The sequence below is a fragment of the Neisseria zalophi genome, assembly GCF_008807015.1.
GTDB lineage: Bacteria > Pseudomonadota > Gammaproteobacteria > Burkholderiales > Neisseriaceae > Neisseria > Neisseria zalophi.
The window spans coordinates 873,323-890,862 of the sequence record NZ_CP031700.1 but is presented as its reverse complement, the minus strand read 5'-3'; the positions used below and the strand labels follow the sequence as shown (position 1 = coordinate 890,862).

Here is a 17,540-nt window from a genome sequence, read left to right as displayed (position 1 = left end):
TAATCCTTTGCTATTGTTCACCCCCAGCCAATTTACGATAACGTTCATAACGGGATTTGGAAGCAGGACTAATAGAATCAGGATTGTTCAGCATTGAAGTTTCCAAGAAATGTAAGAAGTGCCCAACTACAGGGTCACGATCAAACTCATCCTGTTCGGGCGTGTTCTTTTCAAGTAACACTTTCCCACCTTCTAATACCAAAAACCGGATTTTATCCTGCTTACCCAAACCCAATGCCTTTCGCACTGGTTCAGGGATAGTTGTTTGGTTTTTACTGGTCAAGGTTGACACAGCGTTATAAATTGTTTTCATACTCATTTGTGGTGCCCTGCCATTTTACTTTGATTATTTCTGCATAACTGCGACATTCTCGTCCTGTTGTATGCGCTTTCAATTCTGAGGCGTGGGTCCTTTTCCTTAATTTGAAAAAAAGTAAAAAAGTAGCTTTAAAATTTAGCTTCAAATTTAGCTTCAATTAATAGTAAGGAATTTTCCTTACCTTGTCAATATATTTTTATTGTTGAACTCAGAAAGGATTATTTGTATATCGTGCGATAAGAAATACTGAAGATTTAACCGTTGAGATATTTATAAATAAAATTGTGAGGATACAGCTCTCGTGTAAGCCAATGCAGCATCGATCAATTCACCATTACGGTTAATCATTCATATCTTTCTGCATTGTGAAACCAGCTCATTGATTTGATGGTGACCTCCTTCTGCAATCTGCTCTACTCTCAAAAGTTTCGTTTCATACTCATAAAAGCATTAACAAATAATAAAACATCATACAAAAAAACAAACTAACATCTTGATTTATCAAATAAGACTTGAATAAAAAATAGTTAAAGTATCATACCAAACAACATCATCCATAATACTCAGTGATATTTTAGAGCAAAAAAGTATCATACTCCCCCTGATACAGGTCTTTTGCCCTGCTCCTACTATAAAAAGCAGATAGTATTAGCATTTACAATCAGGAAATTACAAAAGTTTTAGGTCAAGTTATACGTTCTATACGTGTTCTTCACCAGTCACTCCAATACTTTCAAGTAAAGCATAGTATTGATCAGGATCCTTTTCCTCAATCCTCCGCAAAATGAATTTAGCTACAGTCTTCATTTCTGGAACATCAATAGGTAAAGCGCTTCTCTCAAATACACCATCTAAATGAGAGAATTCATTATTAATACGATCTGTTAGTGATGCAGCCAATGCATCATCTCCGAAAAATCGAGCCAACTTATCTTTATCATTTCTATTAGCGTTAGGGTATTTGTAGTACAAGAATGCTTCAAGGAATTTACGAGCATTATTCCCAAAGTTGTAGTAGCAATCATAATTCTCATCGCATCCGGCCTGAGCATGGGCGCACTTATATATTTGATGAAACAAAAAATTGAACTCTGTGACATATTCTTTCAGGTATTTTGGCATTAATTTAATATCACTAATTTGACCTACTCGGTTGATAATAAAGTATTGAAATAACTTATTATTTGAAGCCCTAGGCAGCCGCTTCAGATACTTCAAAAAGTCTAGGTTATGAGTAGAAATAAATAATTGTTTATAACACCCTCTCTTTTTTTCCTCCCCTGCATCTTCATATTTCTCAGAACTAACAATCTTGGTATTAATAAGGCTATAGATAAAAAAGATATGATTTGCATCCAAACTGGAAATAGGATCATCAATCCAGATGATCGGCTGGTTACCTTTAGTCTCTACGTCTTCAAGCTTAGCCATAAAGTAGCAAAAAGCTATTAGACTACATTCACCCTCGCTAAGGTGGAATGCCTTTTTGTCGTTGCGTGTTACTTCAAATCGATATCCAGATGACACCTCCTCTGAAGTCTCTTCAATGGCTTTAAGTGAGAGATACTGGTGACCAAAAAAATTATTCAAATAGTCGTTGACCCGATCAGCCCCTTTGCTTTCATCTTTTAATTGAGCCTTTAGTTTTGCGATTTCTTCTCTCTTTATAACAATCTGTTGTTCTATAGTATCTGTAGCTTCTTTTGCTTTATCCATCGCCTTCTTCAGCGCATCAATGTCCTTACATTCTTTTTCATACTGAATGCTGTTTATAAACGTATATACCTCATAAAGACGGAGAGCCTCTCGAGCCCTAGATTGCTCAGTGCTTAGTGAAGCAGTAAGTTTGTTTGATTCATTTCTAAGTTGTTCGTAGGAATTCCTGACATCATTCAAATCATCTTCTACTGACACAGGTGCTTTAAACTCAAGAGGTGTAAAAATCTCATCTCTTCGCTTTTCTATCTGTTTTTTTATAACGCACAGATTATCAATGTAAGAGTTTGATAAGGTAGAAAACTGTTCTGTGAGTAAATCCAATTTAGCAGAGAAATTAGCATAGAACATCGAATTCTTGATTTTCAGTAGATTAGGAATTCTTAGGCACTCATCTTTAATAGATCTCAGTAAACTTTCCAATTCTTGACGAAGTTGCTCAGACTCCTGATTAAAATGTTTATCAAGTTTATCCCACAAATCATCAGGTAGATCGTTGCCACAAAATGCACATGTATCTCTTTTCTCTTGATGATGTTCCCGACCAATTCTTACCCACTTTTCTAAAGCCGTATCGTTTAGCAATTCTTGAATTGGACTAGATAACTGAATCTTTCTTTCAATTAACTCTTTAGCCCGAGAGACTATTGCAGTATATTGAAAGTTGAATTGTGGGGGTTCGGGAATTTCCGATTTAGGGTCTTCTTTAAGGATTTGATGAAAGTTACTCACCTCCTCATCAGTGAGTGGAAAATAAGTGTCCTTGATAACAGTTGAGATGTCTTCTCTTATTTTATTTATATTATAGTTGGGGGTGCCAAATGTACTATTGTACTTGATTCCTGTTTTCGCATTATTTGCTTTATCACGTAACTTATGCTCTAAGTCTAACGACTTTTCATTATAGTTTTCCTGAGCTCTGTGGAACTTTTCTCTAGCAACGAGAAGTTCTCTCTGAAGCCCAGACTTTTCCTCTTCGTCACCAAGTTCAACTTCATACCTCTTAATTTCTACCTCAAGCTTTGTATTATCTTCACCCAAGATAGCAAATGCATTAATGGATTGAGCATCATCAACAATGAAGCGTAGGTTATCACGGACAAAATCCTCATTGAAAACTCTAATAAGGTGGTCATGACTGATGAGTGTCTTTTGCGAAGCCGTACTACCACCCTCAAATGATAGTTGAAACTCAGGGGAGCTGTACTTATCTGAGATTGAGCCTGTTTCAAAAGCCCTGAATATCCGAGAGAGTGTCGTTTTGCCTGAGTAGTTTCGACCATAAATAATGTTAATTTTTTTAAACTCTGCAATGTTATTGCCATTATCCCTAACCGATGACGTCCATTGAAAGTCACGATAAACTGCCATATTCTTTATGAAATCAATTTTTTTTACTTCACCACTCATCGCTTTTTTACCTCTTAAGTTGAATATACTTCCTTAAAAAGTCCTAAAACACTTTTGTTGCAATGAAATTGCCCCCTTTACTAAGTGTTTTAGCGTGTTCAATGGTATATAATCATATTTAGATATAATATCTATCTATTTTTATAATTAAAATTATAATTTCTAATATACAATATTCGCAAGCAGCAACCTTCCTCAAGAAAATAAGCTGACAATGCTTTTTTCGCAGCTTTACCAAAGTCTTGTTTATGCTCAGGAGCATCTATCTGATTCAGCCGGACTTTAATCGGCACCTTCTCTGACGATAGGCATGTCAGAGTATCACCATCTGCCACACCCATGACTTTACATCTAGTGTTGTCCTTGTCTATTCTTGATTCTATTCTCAGTAAATGAGGGGTGCTGTTTAATACTGGAGACACCTCAGCTGAAACAGCCCTCTCTATTTTATAGGTATAATCTGACAGTGCTACTTTCTGAGACTTTTTATCATTGGATGGACCGGTAATACAAGACCAAAGTATTGTTAGCGGCAACAGAAGTATAATAAGTAAATTAGACTTTTTGCTCAAAACAAACTTCTCTAATGTTTAGGTTAACGGCCGCAAATCTTTTTTGATTTGCTGATGGTGCCATCTACGCAAACAAATTTTCCTCCAGAGCAGTAGGATATTCCGCCTTTTTTCCCGGAACATGGTTGTCTATCCAATACATAGCCAAAAGGATGGGCAGACGGTTTAACCTTCTGCCCTGATGTTAAATTCTGCCATATTTTGTCAAAGCATTCCCGCTCCTCTTTTGGTGTCATGCAGTAACCTCTATGGATTGATATTTTTCAAACATAACCTGACATTCTTTTGCCACCGCCTGAAAATCAATATCTCCAGGTGCGGTGCGGTACAGAAACCGACGCAAGTCTGAAATTGCTTCTTGATCAGAGGTGAGTTCGACAGACAGCGGTGTATTACACGAAATAAGCGCCTGAACGGAGGCTACGCGTTCTAGCAGGGCATCTTTTTCCATCAGGGTACACATGACGAATCCTTTCTATATCAAACAGTTTATTTTGGGCTATTATAGCATGAAATAATATTTAACGTGTTGTATTTAAATATATTTTAAGAATAAATCACATTATTCTACACGTTGAAATCATAAAATAAAAAACAGAAAGATGACCTTAAATTATATAAATTATTTTTAGCTGTCTTCTTATAGCCCTATTAAATCTTAGTGTAATAAGGCTGTCCGAAACTCAGTAATTTTTATAGATGAATTGCGTCTTTCAGCTGATAAATAATGGTTTGTAAATGTTGATAAGTGGCTTTGTCCATATTATCAACACCTCGATCGTAAGCAAATAAAATAGCTGCTTGCTGTTCTGGGGTTAGCTCAACCGAAACAGTTAACTTGGGATGGGTAATAAGATGTTGGTATGTTTCTAAGGGTATATTACTTGGTAAGCTCATCATGTTTAATAGGGTTTTCATTTTTTTCCTTATATAATTATAAATATAAAATTTATTATGTTGATAAAATTGAATATTTAAAAAAATAATTAAATGTTTTTTTAAATCCATGATCATTCGGTGATATTTTTAAACAACATAATTTCCATAATATTAAAAACCGATTACTTGCTGCGCTGTCCGTTGTTCGTGCAGATCAACGAAGGCAGAATTTAATTCGATCCCTATCCATCTTCTCCCCAGTTGGTTGGCCGTTTCAGCCACGGTACCACTACCCGAAAACGGGTCGAGAACCAAGTCACCCGTGCGTGAACCAGCCAAAACACACGGCTCAATCAACTTCCGCGGGAAGGCTGCCAAATGGTCATGGCGGGCGGCTACAGTAGAAACCGACCATACACTACGTTTGTTACGCTGTGGCCGTGCAGGTGTGTGTTTGCGGTTGCTGCGGTGTTGGGTCATGCTTTGTCCAGGATTCGGAGTTGTCGTATATTTTCCTTTTGTTCGGCAAAAATCATTCTGTCGATTTGCGCTGGGACGTTCATAACTCTCTGAAGGCTCTCGGATTGCTTCATGATCGAAGTAATAACGGCTGTTTTTGGAAAACAAAAATAGATATTCGTGTGAGCGGACGCAGCGGTCGGTTACGGATTCAGGCATCGGATTAGGTTTGTGCCAAATAATGTCTTGGCGCAAATACCATCCGTCTGCCTGTAAAGCAAAAGCAACCCGCCACGGAATTCCAATTAGGTCTTTTGCTTTAAGGCCATCTGAAAGCGGTGTAGGTTTCAGACAGCCTGTCAGTTGGGTATTTGTCTGAAATGAATCTTGATAACCGGTAAATGGACTGCCGTCAGCATTGCGGCCTTTACCACTTCCTGCATAACTGTCACCAAGATTTAGCCACAAGGTTCCGTCGTCAGCTAGTACATCGCGTACCATGCGGAATACTTCAACCAAGTTGCTGACATACTCGTTTACTGTTGGTTCTAAACCGATTTGTCCCTCACAACCGTAATCACGTAGGCCGTAATACGGCGGAGAGGTAATACAGGTCTGCACCTTTACGCCTTATTTGGCCAAATCGGGCAGCACAAGGCGGCAGTCGCCGGTAAAGAGGCAACTCTTATCAGGATAGAAATAAGTCATAAAGACACCTTTCAATAAAAAAGCAGGTAGGGTTTAAACCCTACCTGCTTTTTTATATGGGATATTCTAATCAACGTGTTATATCTTTATCTTGGGAAATAGATTGTTTTTGCTGCTTATCGTATGTAGGCTGGTTGCCTTTAATAGTGTCATACTGGTTTTGTGCTTTGGTATCAAAAGATTGTCCGGCTACGTCTTTTGCCAATTTACTGATAATCCGTGCTTCACTTTTATGCCCCATTTTGTATAGCTCTTTGGCTATTTGTCCGTATTGTTCCAGAACAATTCCACGTGTTTGCATTGTCTCCTTTAAAAAAGGATGCTTGGGGCGTTCATTGTTTTTCAAAGCTTCCATCAATTCAACTGCTTGCTGTTTCGCTGCATTAGACAACACACCGCGCTGACGCATGGCACGCAGTAGGCTGTTTTCCGGTTTTTGTACCTTGCCACGATGTTGCCGTTTGGTGGCCGCACACAATACACCTTCTTCACGCAGTTTTTCCGCAAAACGGACGCGCCATTCAAATAAATCGGCTTTACGTGGGTTGAGCCGCCGTCCAAACTCATCACGCATCAATACACTTAAGTGTACGTGTGGATGTTTCGGTTCGTCGGGATTATGACTGTCGTGGTGCAATCCAAACACATAGTGGTGTCCGGCAAACTGATCGGCAGCAAAATTGCGAGCAGCATTCAATACAGCATCAGGCGGTGTACCTTCTGGCATAGATAAAACAATGTTAAGAGCTTCTTTATGTTTACTCTCTTCGGGAATGCCAAGCCGTTTCCAATCGTTTGCAAAATCCATGACTGCCCTCTTACCGATTAGTTTTTCTCCGGATTGCGTCTCCAACGGGACTTTGCCGTTACGCGACACATAATCTAAATTATTTCGTACACCGCGCATACCTTTGGAATTGTTGCTGAGCCGCTTGGGAATTTTCACCATCACTTCGGGGTGTTTAAGTGCGGCAGCGCGCAAGTTGGCCAAACCGCTACCGGGCTTCAAAGGCTTGGCATGGCTACGCTGGCTACTGCCTAAGTACAGCCCACTGTCTTTTTTGGCTTTAACCGCCCGGGTTTTATAACCCAAGAACCAATCGTCTATTTTACGGTGCAATGTCATCCTCATTCCTTTCGGCTACTCCCGCTTCCTGCGGCGGTTGGTTTGCAGCACATGGTTTACTTTGCCAACATGGGCATCAATAAACTTTTTCAGCTCACCAATCTGTTGGCTGTTTAAAGATACGTTTTCGCCCGCATTCAGACGGCGGGCGATTTGGTTTAGATTGCGGCCTATCATGACTAACTGATAGTTCGATTGTGACAATGTATCAGTTTCAAATGCCGACAAAATCGGATGATGGGATATATGGGACTGGATAATGTCTCTCGCTACGTCATTAATAGTTCCGCGACGTTTATCCGCTGCGGCCTCAAGATAGGCCCGATCTTTATCCGGCAGGCGTAGAGTGATACGTTTTTGGCACTTGGGAGGCGGTAGCTGTATCGGTTCGGGTTCAGCAGCCGCTTGCAATTTTTTCTGTAATAGTTTTTTTGCTAACAAAGACACACTGGCCTTTCCGTAAAGTTTATAAGCGATTTCGCGCAGGGTCTTAATTTCTGCATCGGATAAGCCGTACACATCAATTTTTTTCGACATATATAAACCTTTAACGGGTATCAAATAAAAATAGCTTGCCCTTTACAAGAGCAAGCATCCAGGAAGATTTTTTATAGATCAGCGGTCAATACTGGTTTCAGCTTGCCGCTCCGCCGCAGTCTCATATTTGTTTGCAACTTCATGCAATTGTGACCGGTAAAAATTAATCCATGCCTGCTGCTGCACATCTTTAGGCAAGCCGGATATGGTTTTTTCCATCGCATATTCCAATACGGTTCGGTGCTGCTTATCTGCCGGTGATAAAGTGGCCGTCTGCATCATGTATAGATGCTTTAAAGCATTCAAACTTCCTTGTGGACTTTGTTTAGCCGATACGTCATTGGAAAAGGCCGTCTGAGCTATTTCAGACGGCCTTGCTATATTGTTTATAGTTTGTTCGTTTATTTCTGGATGGGTAGTAGGTGTTAAATTGGATGCGGACGGTGCCTTCTTCGGTTCTTGGCTGATCTCTTTTTCAAGCCCAATTACAAAACTTTGGATTTTGTCGGCATCACGGGCTGCCTTAAGAATTTCAGTAGGTTCGTCGGTCAAAATCTGTATCCAACTACCGACGTAGGCGGCATGACGGCCCGGATCATGCGGCAAACCAAGCTGTCGCGTTAACATCATGGATGCAATTTCGGCACGCAATTCTTCACGGGCATAAGATATGCTGCCAAAACTGCCGGATAGATCACGGTTTAATCGGTTTTCATGGCCTGTCCAATGCCCGAGTTCGTGAAGGGCTGTTGCGTAATATAGGCCGGCATTAGGAAACTGTTCTTTGTGTGGTAGCACAATATAATCTTGAGACGGTCGGTAATAAGCGGTATTCCTGTAACGGTGTCTTATTTCCGCACCTGATGCTGTTAAAAGAGCCTCAGCACGTTGATGCTTTTCCCATTCATGTTGAGGGGGATGTGTGGGCTTCCATTCGGGTAATCCATCTATTTGCTCCGCATTGAATACGCTGAATGATCTGATATAAGGGAAATCAAGTTTGACAAATTCTTTTTTCGGTTCACCCTTGTCATCCAGTACCGGTTTACCATTTTCATCTTTAACCGTACGCTCAACATGCGTGATCAATCGTACCAACGGTACACCTTTTTCACCTTTGCGTACTTGTGCACCGACGGATTGTGCCTGTTTGTAAGTTAGCCAGCGCGGATCACCATACGGCTGCATCATCAACTTAAGCGTGTTGCCTCCGGAGTATGTATTTCCGGTGATATGGTTATACGGCAGGCCGCTCATGGTTGGATCCCACGGCTTCTGCCACGGTGCCGTACCGCTTTTCAAATGTGCAATAAGTTCTGCGGCAATAGATTCGGCGTATTTTTCCTGTGTATTTTGTTGTTCTTTGCTCATTTATTCCTCCAAACAAAATACCCCGTACCATTCAAAGTACGGGGTATGTTTCAACCGGTTTTAACTGATGTTATCTGAAAGAAGGTTCTTTGCAGACTGCGGCTCGTCAGGCCTTTTCAAATAAGCCTGTATGTTTTCTTCTGAACTGCAAGCATCTAAGTATCTTTGCTGCTGCTCTGGGCTTAATGTGAAAAATACCTCTGCTTCTTCCGGGGTGAAGAAATTATCCAGTGGCTCATTTTTCTGTAACTCAAGCAATAATTCATTTCCTGACATATACTATCCTCACTGTTAACGATCCATTTCCACTTCTTTGCTTTGCGAACGCCCCTGCCGTTGGTTTAACTCGGCTGTTGATTTAGCGTGAGTAGGACTTGATACAGCCTGTTGAATGGGTTTGGGCAACTTAAGTTTAGAGCCGCTCATTAGCTTGGACGTATGCTCGTAATAGTTGGTCAGAGCTAACGTGCGAGCATCACCTTTCAGACCGCGAATAGTATCTAAAACATTACGTTCATGCCATTGCAAATGCTGTTTATTCGCCTTAGATAGCTTGGCTGCCTTATCCATATATATGGATTTCGCCGATATAAAGTGGGTTTCCAACGCTGCCGTTTTCATACGACCAGCCTGGACCGCTATTTCGGAGCTAATTTCGGACTGTCCGACTGCTTGCAACGGTACACCCACCTGTGTGTCGGCGACATAGGATGAATTGATGGATGCATCAGACGGTATTTCGTTTTGAGCCATCATTTTATCCGCTTTCGACAGCATATTAACGTCTGGCTTACTGGGCACCTTTTCTTGTTCACGCTCAGATGCTGCTGATTTCTCTTGCAACTGTCGTTGTTCTTGAACAATTTCCATTCGGAATAAATTCCGCTCAACCTCTTTTTTCTCGGTACCGATAACTTTACCGTCTTCATCGCGGACGTTCACTTCGATTTCGACGGGTTGCTTGCCCAATCTATGCAAATGGATACGGTCGCCGACTTCGGCTCCACTACGTGCCATCGCATCAGGTATATCAACACCCCATACGGTTCGTTCCTTACCCTCTCGTTCTAGTACGATATAAGGACTGAGTTGTTCATCAGGGTCATGGCGGTAATGTGCTGTACCGACATCCACTATTCGCTCACCAACTTCTACGGACGCTATAGTTTTGGTCGCTTTCTCTACTTGAGATTCCTGTTTCCTCTTATCGCCAGGATAAGGAACAGGTGCAACTTTTTCTGTTACCGGTGCAACGGCAGGCGCACGTTCAGGCTGCGGCTCGATGGCATTCAGTGACCGCTCTTGTTGCAATCGTTTAACCAAAGCCAAATCTTCTGCCGTAGGCTTGTAGCCACTGGTGCGTATACCCTGGCTTTCTGCCGCAACATACATCATGGCTTTAAATTCCTTGTTGCCACTGATTTTGATGCTGTCCCAGCCTTTTTCTTTAGCGACTTCGAGCATATCATTGATAGTTTGCACATCAGTTTTTGGCGTACTGATTTTTTTACCGGCATCCGTAAACATCACCGTGGTATGGTTGGCTGCCGATAAATACTTGCCCTCTGCAACAACATAACGGCTTTGAATACTTTCTGGCGGGATGCGGTAATTCAAGTCAATCACAGGTTTTTTTACAGTAGCGGCTTTTGATTCTAGCTCACTATCGACTTTTTCTGCTTGTCCGGCTTCCGGTGTTTTTTCAGATACATTGCCCGGCACTGATTCGTTGGTATTACTTTCATCTCTTACACTGGCATTCTCTACTATATCGCTGGCAGTAGTGCGACCTCTACCAAAAACATGGTCAGGATCAACCTTTTCATAGGATTCAGGCTCTCTACTCTGTCGTGACGCAACATATTCAATGGTATTTTCCGAGATAACGGTATTTTCAGACGGACTTTCCTGAGCAACTTCCGTCTCTGCTATATTATGTTGATTGTTGTTCATATCCTGTTCCTGTAAAACAGAAGCCGCCTGAATATCGGCGGCTTGGTGGGTCAATTCGGTTGGTGGTGGCACGGTATAGCCTGATAAACGCGCTTCTTCAGCAACTATCGCTGCCCATTCCTCATCGCTTATGACGGGTGCTGTATCAGGGTGAGGCGGCTTGACTTCCGGTTTAGGTTCCGATAACGACGTTTCAGTCCGTCTAAAAGCTGATTCGATTTTTTCACGTACAGCCTCGATCCCGGACAAATGGTGTAAGTCGTTAAAATCACTTGGCAGCTTCAAACGGCCTTTTTCGTCACTACCATTTTCGAGTTGATACTGCCGGATTTGTGCCATCGTAAATTCAGGCTCGACTACTTGGGCGCGACCTTCAAAGTATTCGGCCGCCATTCGAGCTTTTTTCATACCGGTCAGGCTGGCATCGTTATCCACTGCAAGAGTAACCGGTACATTTGTAGGTAGGCTTTTGGCCAAACGTTCTGATACATTTACCATGTTACCGGCATTAAAAGCTACAATCACAGTTTTTCCAGTGGCTTGATAGATACTTGCGGCCGTTGCAAAACCTTCGGCAATAACAATGCCGTTTTGCGTGTTGGCTGCATCGCCCACCACTGCAAAACCGCCCTGAACTTGACCGTCGGCCAAAAACCGTTTGCTACCGTCTTGATTGATAGACTGCACGTTGACAATTTCACGATTGAAAAACACGGGGACCAAGAGATTATTGTTGCCTTTGTACAGGTTTTGGCGCATCCCTGCGATAGCGGCCGTATCCGTAATTCCTTTGGCTATCAAATAAGGGTGACTAATGTCGGCGGAGGTGGCCCGCTCCCAAATACGTTGAGCGAGATGTTTTACTTGTTCCCTGCGTTCAGTACGTGCCTGTTCTTCGGACAAACGGGTTGCTTCCCGTTCTGCTTGAATCAGGGCCTGTTCTTCAGCGGATGGTGGAATATAGGGCTTCTCTGGGCGGTAACCGTTGGTACGAGCGTGATAAAATACTGAGGCAATGTGGAAAAAGCCAGGCTTGAATGATTTCCATGCTGCTTTAGCATCGCGGGCATTATAGTTATCTGCTCCTTGAGACCATCTGTCCCATAAATTGAAACCTTCCTCACCCAACTCATCTTTCAAAGCAGAACCAACCTGTATCCAAGTATCACGATCATGTGAATCTATAAATGTTAGTGCATTACGGATATTGTCGTAGTTGCTCATAAATTTTCTCCAAAAGAAAACCGCCATTAACACAATGTTAATGGCGACAGTGATTAAAAACCTTGCCTTAAGGGGAATGTCTTAGCTGCCAAGAGGCTCCGGAGATTTGGGATTCTTCAACAAACCAAATCACACGACGAATACCACGTGTGGCAGCCACATAAGCTAATCTGTAAATTTCATCAGTTGCAGCTTCATCATAAGTCTGATTAAAAATACCACTTACTTTATAAACTGCATTCCTGAATCTATGTTTTAAATCGTAACTTATATCTCCACAAAGTATAGCTACATCAGCTTGCAAACCTTTTGATTGATGGTAAGTGTACAGTTTTACCCCGTCTAAAGGACCATACCTTTTTAAATCACCAGCTATTCTATCCCGTACATCCCTAGTCCGAGACAATATCATTACTTGATTTTTATCCTTATTGGCTAAATTCGAGACCCAATTTTTCTCCTTAATAATTCGAGCGACGATGGTTTGAATGCCTGTATTCGTTTTAAAATCTATTCCAGTTATTACTTCAACACCCATACAACCTGTATCATTTTTTTTAACGGCTATCGCTTCTTTGTCTATTTTGTTCTTTACCGGTCTTAGTATCTTTTCAGCGTCTCTTAAGATAGGCTCCAATGACCGATAATTGTGCACCATTTGGTAATAACCAGTCTTACCACCTAAATCTTTATGCACTGGGAAATACTTGTGAAAATTGATAAATAACTCCGATGCACTACCCCTCCAACCATAAATAGACTGCCAATCATCCCCAATAGCCATAATAGTTGGAGTTATGTCATTCGATACAAGTTTGCGGTGTATTGCCTTTATCCAGCTAACAATTTGCGGAGAAATATCTTGAAATTCATCAATCAGTAAATGTTTGAAATTTAACAATTGTTGAAAATTCTTAGGTAATCCGTTCTCATGATTTGCACCGCTTAAGAACAGGCGGTTAAATAAAACCATTTTTTTCTGTTTCAATATTTTTTCTAAATACGGTATGAAATGTGACAGAGCAATGGCAAATTGATATTCATCAGCATATTGTCGAAAAAACTTATTTTCCAAAATCTTCTTAATCACAACAGGAACTTCCATTCCAAGGTTTTGAATAAAATTGGCTTCTGAAAACAAGGCTTCTTCAATTGATGTTTTACTAATATTGCCTTCCAATTGGAATTCAAAACGTGGAGCCTCTTTTTGAATCTCGGTTTTATCTTCTAACTCCAACGCAAATTTTAGTTTTTCCAAATCATCCAAAGTTTGAACATGTACATACTCGGTAGTTATATGGTGAAGGACAATATTCTTTTTCATCATTAATGCAATTGGTATTGTTCTGATTTTTTCTAAAAGTTCTTCATTCTCAGTAGTTATTTCCTCATTATCTTTAGTACCGCGCAAGCTGAGAAATAACGGAATACTCTTTGTTGCTGTTTTAATTATTGCATTACAGTAAAATTTATACCCGCTGTAAGGCTTTAAAAGTTGTGGTTCAAGATGAATATCTAAACCGATACGCTCAAAGTCTTCTTTCCATAGTTTATTCACTGTTTCTGTTAAAAGAAGATCCCTGTCTGATGCCATCTTAAGTTTCTTATCGTCGTAATTCTTACCAATTTCAGCAAATTTGAGTTTTTTACTAAGTACGTTTTTTTTATACAATTTGACGATAGCATTTCGAAACTCAGGAACATAGCAAAAGCAATCTCGATAGGCTTCAAGCACAATTTCTCTCTGCTCATCTGTCAGATGGCTTACAAAAAGTGGATTAAAACCGTCTTTAGCTTTTCTATTCCCTAAAAATTCAAATATATCAAAATTTTGGTATTGCCTAAGTGAGAGTGCATAAAGGGCTGAATGAAAAGTTCTCACTAACCGCTTTAACTGTTTATCCAATATGTCTTCTTTTAAATTAATGACGTCTCGCCACACTTCAAAAGAAAAAACCTTTTTTATTTTTTCCCTTAATTCCTCACATGATGCACGGGTAAAAGAAATTAATTGAATTTCATTAATATCTATTTTGAGATAACAAACCATAAATACTACCCTGAGCACCAAGGTAGTGGATTTGCCTGAACCTGCTCCGGCAACAACGCTTGAAGCAGGATGATCAGAAAAAATCATTTTCCATTGCGATTCGCTGGGCATAGAAACCAAGCCAGCTTTGATAGCTTTCTCTGTATCCTTAATCATCTGCTGTTTGAGAACTTCCGTTACCGCAAACTTATCAGGCCCGTAAATGGATTCATCAAAACCATATTTTGAAAGTGAAACATTATCTTGATATTGGATAAGCAACTCTCTGGGTTCGTCAATCCCTTGTCCATAACCTAAATCAAAAGACTTTTTTAGGGCATTTAGGAAATGGGCGGAACGTATTCGGGAAGCGAACCGAACCCAAAAAGACGGACTTTGCTTGAGCAAGTCGAATAGTTGATCATCGCTCACCCTATGAGCAGATGACTTATCAATTTGTTTATCCAAACCCATTATCCTTACATATAATTATTTATCTTCAGGTAGGTATCGAATCGTGCCTACGTCAGGGGGTGATGAATTGCTTATTGATGCAAAACCGGTTCGTGTCTTCGGATCATAAGAAACGGTATTGATATTATATGAAAATAACTTATCCAGTCGACAAGCAATTTCAGTTTCCAAATGCGCAAATGGATCGTGCAATTCTCTTGTAGATAGCAATATACCGAAAGAAAAAGCGGCATTGCAACCTTCTACATTTAGCAGTTCAGGGGGGAAAATTGTCCGACCATCATCACTATTACCTATAATGACTATTTGAGTATGTGTAATTGCCTGATAACACGAAATATCCGTATCATTATCATACTTAATTTGATTGTCGTAATTATCTATTTCAATGACTGAAAGCTTTCCGTTTTTATCTGATAAGTGGACACGCTCTGTAACCCTATCTAAGATTTCTTGTGAAATGTATTTGGTATCATCCATACTTATATATAAATCAACACCCCATGCATTTTCCAAGTCATAAAGTATTTCTTCATTGCTGAGTGGCAAAATGGCTCTGATATCTCTGTTCTTTGTATGACTCTGTTGATTTGCAATATAGCAATTACGTTGTCGTTTCGTACCACCCGTCACCAACACAATTTTCTTCATCATCAATCTCCAAAAAATAGACGGCCACAAAGGGCCGTCCTTAATACAAACCTAAACTAAGCCGCTACCGGCTGCTGTTTTTTATCTCCCCCTGTTGACGTGTTTTTCAGGATTTCCGAAACGATACTTAAACCACCATCACCCCAATTTTGGATAATTACCGGTACCACTTTGGCAACAAACTCCGGCGGGCTTTCCGGCGGAATCAATGCCGTAATCAGTGACCGGGCGATATCTTCAGAGTTGACCGCATCTCTCCATTTAAAGCTTGCCATATCTTCGGGCGAAACATAATCCGGTCTAGCTACTTGCGGTAGTTTTTTCTGAGCAAGGTTAACTTCTAAAATAGGCACATGGGGAACCGGTAAATTCGCACGCTTACTAAAAATCGGGTCTTCATAGTAGATGATTTTGTCTGCATAGATAGGCCGTATACCGGTCATATTAATGATCATCTTGTTGTCAGGCATTATTTTAAGTTCGTCGGGATTCATCACCGCACGTTTTTGGTCGCTGATATTACTACCACTACTACTGCTGTTTTTTCCACGTGATCGTGACGATGACTTAGCTTTGTAGGTGTAGTAACCGATCAGCTTGCTGAGTTCTTCGGCTTCGTCCTGCTCACGCGGAGCAAATACCAAACGACAAGTGAAGTTGCTGAAAAAGGTTTGCCGACCAGTTTTGCCATACACTTTCTCAACCTGCCCAGGTGTCTGAAAAATAATAGTAGGTCGGATTCCGTAACCGGCAAGATAGCCTACACCTTCCTCAATGGCAGGGATGCGCCCGAGCGCGGTAAACTCATCCAACAGCAACAAACATTGATATTTAAGCTCCTTATTATCTTTAGGTAGCCCCTGCCGTACGTTGACATCACATAACTGGCTAAAAAATAGATTCAATAGCGTGCCGTAAACTTTGATTTCTTCCGGCGATATGCCCAAATAGATTGTGGTCAATTCACGGCGTACATTGTCAAGGTAAAAATCATCACCGCTGGTGGCTGCCTCAACCGCTGGATCTAAAAAAATCGCTAGTGGTGCGGTCATGGTGGATAAAATATCACCACCAGTTTTAGCGTTGCCGTTAGCAAAGCCCATCAGTAGGGTTTGGCAATTCCGGCTGAGTTGCGTTTCCGGTTGTGCCGCCCGCAATTCAAATTCGGCACGTATCCATTCTTGCAAGGTTTTACCGTCAGTAGGAGTGGTCAGACGGAATAGATTGGACATTGTGGTTTTGTTTTCTGGCCGGCTTAAATCACGTTCTCTTTCGGTTTCGATCAGATAGAGCAACAGACCTGCAAACAACTTTTGTGCTTCCTGCTGGAAAAACTTCGCGCTCCCCCTATCTTCTGTCGGTAAAGGATAAAATACTGCAGCCACAGCTAAAGCATCTTTGTAGGTATAAATCGGATTGCGGCGCACGTAAGTTAACGGGTTCCAACGATGGCTTATCAACGGTGCAGACTGATCACGGTCGTGATACGGCATGGTACCGCTGGGATTGAAGAAAAATACCTTGTGTCCGCAACGGGCGCGAAATCCTGCCGTGATCAGGAAATTTTCCTTTTTAGGATCATTGATGGCCATACTGTGCCGGTAATGCAGGCAATTAGGAATTACAAAACCTACCCCCTTACCGCCACGAGTTCGTGCAGCCAAATAAACAAAACCGTCATTTGCCCAACGCAAGTATTCGTTTTGATACTTGCCTACCAGTAGGTCAGGAGGGTCTGATTCTTTAAAATCCTTTTTTAGCAATTCGGTTTGCTTTATTTCGCGACGATTGGCAAACCGTGCCGAACCGTGTAATTCTTTTTTTTGGTTAGAAAATATAGAGATAAAAGCCAAAAATAAAACCAAAACCGGTAGTATGGCAGCTGCAAGGGTAGAAACGTGCAGCCGCCAAACCATGCCTTTAGGTAATTGATCTATGTGTTGCCAATAAGTAATGAGTAAAGATATTGACGGTTCGGTTTTTAACCCCAACCATTGGGTATATAGGATGGAGCCAATATACGAACCACTAAAAATTGCTAGCACCATTAACAGACAGATGAGCAGTGCCATTCCTAGATATTTTTTCATGCGGAAAACTCCAAAGCAAAGG

At 41.0% G+C, this 17,540-nt stretch carries 14 protein-coding genes; all 14 read right to left on the bottom strand.

Annotated features, from left to right (window positions below):
- Nucleotides 1-10: 10 nt before the first annotated feature.
- The 14 genes from D0T92_RS04065 to D0T92_RS03995 all read right to left on the bottom strand — a co-directional run bounded on the left by D0T92_RS04065 (nt 11) and on the right by D0T92_RS03995 (nt 17,518).
- Nucleotides 11-319: a type II toxin-antitoxin system PrlF family antitoxin gene (locus D0T92_RS04065; protein WP_151050471.1), complete on the bottom strand. Its 309-nt coding sequence runs from the start codon at nt 317-319 to the stop codon at nt 11-13.
- A gap of 699 nt (nt 320-1,018) precedes the next feature.
- Nucleotides 1,019-3,445 (bottom strand): AAA family ATPase, encoded by a 2,427-nt coding sequence (locus D0T92_RS04060; protein ID WP_151050469.1) that lies wholly within the window; start codon nt 3,443-3,445, stop codon nt 1,019-1,021.
- Nucleotides 3,446-3,576: 131 nt separating this feature from the next.
- Nucleotides 3,577-4,017: a thermonuclease family protein gene (locus tag D0T92_RS04055; RefSeq protein ID WP_151050467.1), complete on the bottom strand. Its 441-nt coding sequence runs from the start codon at nt 4,015-4,017 to the stop codon at nt 3,577-3,579.
- A gap of 232 nt (nt 4,018-4,249) precedes the next feature.
- Nucleotides 4,250-4,480, bottom strand: a complete 231-nt coding sequence (locus tag D0T92_RS04045) for a hypothetical protein (protein WP_225315137.1) — start codon at nt 4,478-4,480, stop codon at nt 4,250-4,252.
- Nucleotides 4,481-4,710: 230 nt separating this feature from the next.
- A complete protein-coding gene (locus tag D0T92_RS04040; RefSeq protein WP_151050463.1) occupies nt 4,711-5,025 on the bottom strand; it encodes a hypothetical protein in 315 nt (104 codons plus the stop codon).
- Nucleotides 5,026-5,067: 42 nt separating this feature from the next.
- A complete protein-coding gene (locus D0T92_RS04035) occupies nt 5,068-5,976 on the bottom strand; it encodes a DNA-methyltransferase (RefSeq protein WP_225315136.1) in 909 nt (302 codons plus the stop codon).
- A gap of 157 nt (nt 5,977-6,133) precedes the next feature.
- Nucleotides 6,134-7,189 carry a relaxase/mobilization nuclease domain-containing protein gene (locus D0T92_RS04030; RefSeq protein WP_151050461.1) on the bottom strand — a complete coding sequence of 352 codons (1,056 nt, stop codon included), beginning with the start codon at nt 7,187-7,189 and terminating at the stop codon, nt 6,134-6,136.
- 15 nt (nt 7,190-7,204) lie between these two features.
- On the bottom strand, nt 7,205-7,726 hold the full coding sequence (locus D0T92_RS04025; protein ID WP_151050459.1) for a plasmid mobilization relaxosome protein MobC: 522 nt from the start codon (nt 7,724-7,726) through the stop codon (nt 7,205-7,207).
- A 78-nt stretch (nt 7,727-7,804) separates the two neighbouring features.
- A complete protein-coding gene (locus D0T92_RS04020; RefSeq protein ID WP_151050456.1) occupies nt 7,805-9,097 on the bottom strand; it encodes an ArdC family protein in 1,293 nt (430 codons plus the stop codon).
- 60 nt (nt 9,098-9,157) lie between these two features.
- A complete protein-coding gene (locus tag D0T92_RS04015; RefSeq protein WP_151050454.1) occupies nt 9,158-9,373 on the bottom strand; it encodes a hypothetical protein in 216 nt (71 codons plus the stop codon).
- A 15-nt stretch (nt 9,374-9,388) separates the two neighbouring features.
- The gene (locus D0T92_RS04010; RefSeq protein WP_151050452.1) at nt 9,389-12,274 is read right to left on the bottom strand and encodes an LPD7 domain-containing protein; all 2,886 of its coding nucleotides are present in this window, start codon (nt 12,272-12,274) and stop codon (nt 9,389-9,391) included.
- Nucleotides 12,275-12,341: 67 nt separating this feature from the next.
- Nucleotides 12,342-14,771 (bottom strand): UvrD-helicase domain-containing protein, encoded by a 2,430-nt coding sequence (locus D0T92_RS04005; protein WP_191963666.1) that lies wholly within the window; start codon nt 14,769-14,771, stop codon nt 12,342-12,344.
- A 21-nt stretch (nt 14,772-14,792) separates the two neighbouring features.
- Entirely contained in the window at nt 14,793-15,431 is a 639-nt protein-coding gene (locus D0T92_RS04000) for a hypothetical protein (RefSeq protein ID WP_151050447.1), read from the bottom strand.
- Between the two features lie 53 nt (nt 15,432-15,484).
- Nucleotides 15,485-17,518, bottom strand: a complete 2,034-nt coding sequence (locus D0T92_RS03995) for a type IV secretory system conjugative DNA transfer family protein (RefSeq protein ID WP_151050445.1) — start codon at nt 17,516-17,518, stop codon at nt 15,485-15,487.
- Nucleotides 17,519-17,540: the final 22 nt, after the last annotated feature.